Source organism: Bradyrhizobium acaciae, assembly GCF_020889785.1.
Taxonomy (GTDB): Bacteria; Pseudomonadota; Alphaproteobacteria; order Rhizobiales; family Xanthobacteraceae; genus Bradyrhizobium; species Bradyrhizobium acaciae.
This window is the reverse complement of record NZ_JACMYK010000027.1, coordinates 64,360-70,779: the sequence shown is the minus strand read 5'-3', so window position 1 is coordinate 70,779 and position 6,420 is coordinate 64,360. Positions and strand designations below refer to the sequence as shown.

Here is a 6,420-nt window from a genome sequence, read left to right as displayed (position 1 = left end):
GGCGATGAAGCCGGTCGAGAGCCGGCCCTCGCGCCAGCGTGGATGGTTCATCAATGCCGACAGGAACGGAATGTTGTGCCTGATGCCGTCGACATAGAAGGCGTCGAGCGCAGTCGCCTGCGCCTCGATCGCGGCGGCGCGCGACGGCGCGTGGGTGACGAGCTTGGCGATCATCGGATCGTAATGGATCGAGATCTCGCCGCCCTCCTGCACGCCGGTGTCGTTGCGGATGGTGACGCCGTCATGACTGGCCTCGGCCGGCGGACGATACTTCACCAGACGCCCGATCGACGGCAGGAAGTTGCGGAACGGATCCTCGGCATAGACGCGCGATTCCACCGCCCAGCCGGTCAGGGTCACGTCCTTCTGCGCGAGGCTGAGCTTCTCGCCGGCCGCGACCCGGATCATCTGCTCGACGAGGTCGATGCCGGTGATCAGCTCGGTGACGGGATGCTCGACCTGCAGGCGGGTGTTCATCTCCAGGAAGTAGAAGCTCTTGTCCTGGCCGGCGACGAATTCGACGGTGCCGGCGGAATCGTAATTCACCGCCTTGGCCAGCGCGACCGCCTGCTCGCCCATCTTGCGGCGGGTCTGCTCGTCGAGCAGCGGCGACGGCGCCTCCTCGATGACCTTCTGGTTGCGGCGCTGGATCGAGCACTCGCGCTCGCCGAGATAGATCACGTTGCCGTGCTTGTCGCCGAGGATCTGGATCTCGATGTGCCGGGGATCGACGATGAACTTCTCGATGAAGACGCGGTCGTCTCCGAACGACGACTTCGCCTCGGCCTTGGCGAGGTTGAAGCCTTCGGCCACCTCTCCCTTCGAATGCGCGATGCGCATGCCCTTGCCGCCACCGCCGGCGGAGGCCTTGATCATCACGGGATAACCGATCTCGTCGGCGATCTGGACAGCGTGCTTGTCGTCCTCGATGACGCCGAGATGACCGGGCACGGTCGAGACCTTGGCCTTCGCAGCCGCCTTCTTGGATTCGATCTTGTCGCCCATCGCCGCGATCGCGCCGGGGTTGGGACCGATGAAGACGATGCCGGCCGCCTCCAGCGCGCGCGGAAACGCCTCGCGCTCGGACAGGAAGCCATAGCCGGGATGCACCGCCTGCGCGCCGGTCTTGCGGCAGGCCTCGACGATCTTGTCGATCAGAAGATAGCTCTCGGCCGCGGCGGGCGGGCCGATCAGCACGGCATCGTCGGCCATCTCGACATGCAGCGCGTCGCGGTCGGCCTCGGAATAGACGGCAACCGTCTCAATCCCCATACGGCGCGCAGTCTTGATGACCCGGCAGGCGATCTCGCCGCGGTTGGCGATCAGGATTCGTTTGAACATGCTCTTCTTGCTTGGGCTTCTTGGACTTGGCTTCTTGGACTTGGCTTCTTGGATTTGGGCTTTTGGCAGGATTCCTCCCCGCGCAATCCGGCACGGGCCACTCCGTTGGTACAGCAAATTGCCCCGGAGGCAACGGTTGAATGCAGACCCTGCCCCGTGCCTGGCCAATGCTCGGTCAGTCCTTGGCGGTAGCCGAGGGAGATTTCAGCCCGAATAGGTCTTGAAGCGGCCGCGGGAATGGGCCTTCGCAACGGCCTTCATCAGCTCGCTGACCTCATTCTCCAGAAATTCATTGGCCACGATCAGCGCCCGGATGGTTGCGCGTAGATTCCCACCACAGGCGGAAATCGCCTGATCGACAGCCGCTTCCAGCCCGTCATCGTCGTCAGATTCGGGCCGTGCAGACATCATGATGTATCCGGGATTCAGGTGGCGCTTCATGTTCCTATTTTGTTCTCATCGAGTCAATCGGATCTTTGATCGGACACCATCTCCCGCGCCGCCTTTTATTCCGCCGCCAGCGCGCCAGGCATTGCAGAGTCCAGATGCCGGTGACGACCTCGACGAGGATGTTGACGATGAACTCAGCCATGCTTGCGTCCCTTCAATGGCAATGTCCGGCCGTTCTACGCCGCGGAATGCCGATTGGGATGTGACTGCGCGCACACACCTCTCGCGAACAGTCGTTGGTTGGATCGTACCTGCCTGTGCTAGAAGTCCGGCTGCCCGCCAAATATCTGAAGTGAGAAAATGCGGTTTCGAAATCCCGTCATCACGACGCTTCTCCTGACATGCCTGTTTGCGAGCCCTGTCCTGTCTGCGACCGCTGGCCCCTCCGCCACGGCGGTCATCAAGGACGCCGGCACCGTTCAGCTCGGCAACACGACCTATCGGCTCGACGGCATCGACGCGCCGGCGGTCGACCAGCTCTGTATTGACGAGCATGCCGACGTCTGGACCTGCGGGATCGAAGCGCGCGACCAGCTGATCAAGCTGATCGGCGGCAAGCCAATTCACTGCGACGATATCGGCGTCGATCCGACCTTCAAGAAGCGCCGCCTCGGCGTCTGCAAGATCGAGGGTGACCCGACCAGCCTCAGCCAGGTGCTGGTCCAGAAGGGTTACGCCCTCAATGTCGAGGGATCGGCCACTGGCCGATTCAAGCCGGATGAGGCCACCGCCAAGGACAGCCGTGCCGGGTTGTGGAAAGGCTGCTTCGTTGCGCCGGGCGATTTTCGCAACGCCAAGAAGGATGGCGCGCTGCTCGGCAACGCCTGCCCGGCCGACCGCGACACGCAGATCCGCGATGCACTCTTTCCCGGCGACCTGCCGATGCCGGCAAGCTGCAACATCAAGGGCAAGTACGCCGTACGCGCCCGCGTCACTGGCAATGTCGGCATCTATCATTTGCAGGCGTGCCGCAGCTACCCGGGCCTCGGCAACCCGGATCGCTGGTTCTGCTCCGAGGAGGATGCACAGGCCGCCGGGTTCCGCCGGGCGTATAATTGCCGTTCGCCCAAGAACAAGTGACGGGCAAGCGGATTGCATCGTCATTCCGGGGCGCGAAGCGAACCTCAGATGCGCGATTGCGCATTGGGGAATCTCGAGATTCCGGGTTCGACGCTTCGCATCGCCCCGGAATGACGGAGGCAATTGATCGCAACAAATCACACTGGCAAAGCCGCCCCGTCCTGTGTGACACTGCGCCTAGAGGTTGCCGGCGCATATGACCCCTCCCGATCCCTCTGATGTGCTTCCCGAAGCTGCGGCAGCCGAACGGCTGCGGCAGCACCTTGAGGAGATCGCGCGCGAACGCGATCGCGCCCATCGCGAACTCCAGGAGCGCGAGGCCGAGCTGGCGCGAATCCAGCGCATCGCGCGGGTCGGCGGGCTCGAGATCGACTTCCGCGACGGCGTGCGCAACCGCCGCTCTCCCGAATATCTGCTGGTCCACGGCCTGCCGCCCGAAGAGGTCAACGAGACCTATGAGAACTGGGTCGCGCGCATCCATCCCGATGATCGCGAGCGAACGATCCAGCACCTGTTCGCCGTGCTCAAGGCAGGCGGCGAGGATTACACGGCCGAATACCGCATCATCCGCCCGAACGACGGCGAGAGCCGCTGGATTCGCGTCGTCGCCAAGATCGACCGCGATCGCAACGGCCGCGCGCTGCGGCTGATCGGCGCCGATCTCGACGTCACCGATCAGATGCTGGCGCAGGAAACCCTGCGCGAGAGCGAGGAGCGCTTCCGCCTGATCGCGGACAGCGCGCCGGTGCCGATCTGGGTGACCAAGCTCGACCGCACCCGCTCGTTCGCCAACCAGGCCTATCTCGACTTCCTCGGGCTGCCGTTCGAAGAAGCGGTCGTGTTCGACTGGCGCAAGGCGCTGCATCCGGACGACCTGCCGAACATCTTGCAGGAGCAGATCACCGGCGAGCTCTCGCTGAAGCCGTTCGTGCTCGAGGCGCGCTATCGCAACGCGACCGGCGACTGGCGCTGGCTGCGTTCGGAGTCGCAGCCGCGCTGGGATCCGAACGGCAAGCATATCGGCTTCATCGGCGTCGCCCATGACATCACAGCCGCCAAGGAAGCCGAGATCGAGCTGCGCAAGCTCAACGAGTCGCTGGAACGGCGCATCCTGGAGCGCACCGCGCAACTCGAATCCCGCGAAGCCCAGACCCGCGCGATCCTGGAAACCAGCCATCAATATCAGATGCTGCTCAACCGCGACGGCGACCTGCTCTACACCAACCAGACCGCGCTGGCCGGGATTCGCGCCGATGCCGCCGATGTCGTCGGCAAGCCGTTCTGGGACACGCCGTGGTTCGCCGCGACCGACGGCATGCCGCGCGTGATCCAGAATGCCTTTACGACTGCCATGCGTGGCGAAGAGGTCAAGATCGAGCTGCAACTGCAGCTGCCGATCGGCGAGCGCTATTTCGACTTCGCGATGCGGCCGCTGCAGGATCAGCACGGCACCATCGTCGGCGCGGTGCCGGAGGCCGTCGACATCACCGAACGGCGCCGCGGCGAGGAAGCGCTGCGGCAATCGCAGAAGATGGAAGCGGTCGGCCAGCTCACCGGCGGCGTCGCGCATGACTTCAACAATCTGCTCACCATCATTCGCTCCGCGACCGACTTCCTGCGCCGCCGCGAGCTGCCGGACGAACGCCGCCGTCGCTACATCGACGCGATCTCGGAGACCGTTGAGCGGGCCTCCAAGCTCACCGCGCAATTGTTGGCATTTGCGCGCCGGCAACCGCTCAATCCCGAAGTGTTCAATGTCGGGACGCAGGTCGACAGCGTCACGCAGCTGATCCGGCCGCTGGTCGGCGCACGGATTCACATCGAGGTCAGGATCGAGGATCCCGACTGTTTCGCGATCGCCGATATCGGCCAGTTCGAGACGGCAATGATCAATCTCGCGGTCAACGGCCGCGATGCCATGAACGGCGAAGGCCTGCTGACGATCGGCGTCAGGAAGGTCAAGCACATCCCCGCCCTGCGCGCCCAGGCCTCGCGCAGCGGCGATTTCGTGACCGTGTCGATCCAGGATACCGGCACCGGTATCTCGCCGGAAAATCTCGACGCGATCTTCGAACCGTTCTTCACGACCAAGGAGGTCGGCAAGGGCACCGGCCTCGGATTGAGCCAGGCCTTCGGCTTCGTCAAGCAATCCGACGGCGACATCGAGGTCACCTCTACGCCCGGGCACGGCGCGACATTCACCATCTATCTGCCGCAGGCGATGCGTCCTGCAGATATCAAGATCGCGACCAACGCGGGCACCGAGCAAACCTCGATCGGCCGCGGCTATCGCGTCCTCGTGGTGGAGGACAATGACGACGTCGGCCAGTTCTCCACCGAACTGCTCGAGGATCTCGGCTACTCGGTCAAGCGCGCGGCCAATGCCAATGCTGCACTCTCGATCCTCTCCGAGAACGAGTTCGCCGCCGACCTCGTGTTCTCCGACGTGATCATGCCCGGCATGAACGGGGTCGAGCTTGCCGGGGTGATCCGCGATCGGTTTCCCGGGCTGCCGGTGGTGCTGACCAGCGGCTACAGCAACGTGCTCGCCGAGAACGCACATAGCGGCTTCGAGCTGATCCAGAAGCCCTATTCGGTCGAGGCGCTGTCGCGCACGCTGCGCAAGGCGATCGCCGAGCAGCGGGCGACCGCTTCCAAGTCCTGACAGCGCCCGCGTCCGCTGCGCCCTACTCGATCACCACATGCGCGACGCCGAGCTGCAGGATGCCGAGTGCCCGGGCCGCCGTGGTCGAGACGTCGATGACCCGTCCGCGAATGAACGGGCCGCGGTCGTTGACTCGGCACTGGATCGACTTGCCGTGATAAGACACCGTGATCATGCTGCCGAATGGCCGCCTGCGATGCGCGCAGGTCATCTCGCCGCGCTTGCCGATGCCGTGATAGTAGGACGCAAGGCCACTCTCTGCGTTTGCCATGGACGAGGCAAACAGCAGCATGGCCGCGGACGTGACTGCGGTTTTCATTGATCGCCTGCCGGTCGAGCCCCGCAAGGGAACGCGGTTCCACGATTTGGGTTCCGCGTCCTTCGCATTTCAGGTCGATTTTTTGGAACTTTTCGGCAGGATGAGCCGCGTTAACCGCCAACCGGGTCGATCAGGGCAATCCCGAGCTCGGGCCGCCTCCGGCGGCGCAGATTGGTTGGCGCTTCCGTCACCACAACCTCCAGTGTCGGACGTACGATGCCGGCAAGCAGATGGCCACCGCGCGTCGAGCCGTCAGACAGCCCGAGCACGATATGGACATGCAGGCTGGCCTTGCCGTCGTCGCCGACTGCGATATCGCCGATAGCGCACAACACCTCGCACTGCTCGTCGATCTCGATCTTGCGGTAGCTCTTCGACGCAAAATCGAACCAGCCGACCGTCGCGCGCTCGAACGCGCCGATCGCGGTGAGCGATGCCGCCGTCAGCCCCGCATCATTGGCGAACTTCGTCAGCGCGCCGAAGGCCTCCTCGCCGCTATCCAGCACGACGACGTGAACCTGCGCGCTGGGCGCATCGGATACGAGCTTGCTCTTCATGGACCGCC

At 64.1% G+C, this 6,420-nt stretch carries 7 protein-coding genes; 2 read left to right on the top strand and 5 right to left on the bottom strand.

The features are described from left to right. The 3 genes from H8A92_RS14195 to H8A92_RS14185 form a co-directional block, all read right to left on the bottom strand. The coding region (locus tag H8A92_RS14195; RefSeq protein ID WP_229196394.1) for an acetyl-CoA carboxylase biotin carboxylase subunit at positions 1-1,341 on the bottom strand (1,341 nt) is incomplete at its 3' end. Between the two features lie 204 nt (positions 1,342-1,545). Next, positions 1,546-1,752: a hypothetical protein gene (locus H8A92_RS14190; RefSeq protein WP_016840474.1), complete on the bottom strand. Its 207-nt coding sequence runs from the start codon at positions 1,750-1,752 to the stop codon at positions 1,546-1,548. Between the two features lie 34 nt (positions 1,753-1,786). Further along, positions 1,787-1,933, bottom strand: a complete 147-nt coding sequence (locus tag H8A92_RS14185) for a hypothetical protein (RefSeq protein ID WP_229196393.1) — start codon at positions 1,931-1,933, stop codon at positions 1,787-1,789. Between the two features lie 158 nt (positions 1,934-2,091). Between H8A92_RS14185 and H8A92_RS14180 the strand changes: the two genes are divergently transcribed. Both H8A92_RS14180 and H8A92_RS14175 read left to right on the top strand, forming a co-directional pair. Then, positions 2,092-2,871: a thermonuclease family protein gene (locus H8A92_RS14180; protein ID WP_229196392.1), complete on the top strand. Its 780-nt coding sequence runs from the start codon at positions 2,092-2,094 to the stop codon at positions 2,869-2,871. A gap of 196 nt (positions 2,872-3,067) precedes the next feature. Beyond that, entirely contained in the window at positions 3,068-5,536 is a 2,469-nt protein-coding gene (locus H8A92_RS14175) for a PAS domain-containing hybrid sensor histidine kinase/response regulator (protein WP_229196391.1), read from the top strand. A gap of 22 nt (positions 5,537-5,558) precedes the next feature. Here the strand turns inward: H8A92_RS14175 and H8A92_RS14170 are convergent, their stop codons facing one another. Both H8A92_RS14170 and H8A92_RS14165 read right to left on the bottom strand, forming a co-directional pair. Next, entirely contained in the window at positions 5,559-5,855 is a 297-nt protein-coding gene (locus H8A92_RS14170; RefSeq protein ID WP_229196390.1) for a septal ring lytic transglycosylase RlpA family protein, read from the bottom strand. Between the two features lie 110 nt (positions 5,856-5,965). Beyond that, positions 5,966-6,412 (bottom strand): PPC domain-containing DNA-binding protein, encoded by a 447-nt coding sequence (locus H8A92_RS14165; RefSeq protein WP_229196389.1) that lies wholly within the window; start codon positions 6,410-6,412, stop codon positions 5,966-5,968. Positions 6,413-6,420 lie beyond the last annotated feature (8 nt).

Bases quoted from the DNA above. Each gene is read 5' to 3' on its own strand.
- H8A92_RS14190 (WP_016840474.1), bottom strand. From the start codon at position 1,752: ATGATGTCTGCACGGCCCGAATCTGACGACGATGACGGGCTGGAAGCG.
- H8A92_RS14185 (WP_229196393.1), bottom strand. From the start codon at position 1,933: ATGGCTGAGTTCATCGTCAACATCCTCGTCGAGGTCGTCACCGGCATC.
- H8A92_RS14180 (WP_229196392.1), top strand. From the start codon at position 2,092: ATGCGGTTTCGAAATCCCGTCATCACGACGCTTCTCCTGACATGCCTG.
- H8A92_RS14175 (WP_229196391.1), top strand. From the start codon at position 3,068: ATGACCCCTCCCGATCCCTCTGATGTGCTTCCCGAAGCTGCGGCAGCC.
- H8A92_RS14170 (WP_229196390.1), bottom strand. From the start codon at position 5,855: ATGAAAACCGCAGTCACGTCCGCGGCCATGCTGCTGTTTGCCTCGTCC.
- H8A92_RS14165 (WP_229196389.1), bottom strand. From the start codon at position 6,412: ATGAAGAGCAAGCTCGTATCCGATGCGCCCAGCGCGCAGGTTCACGTC.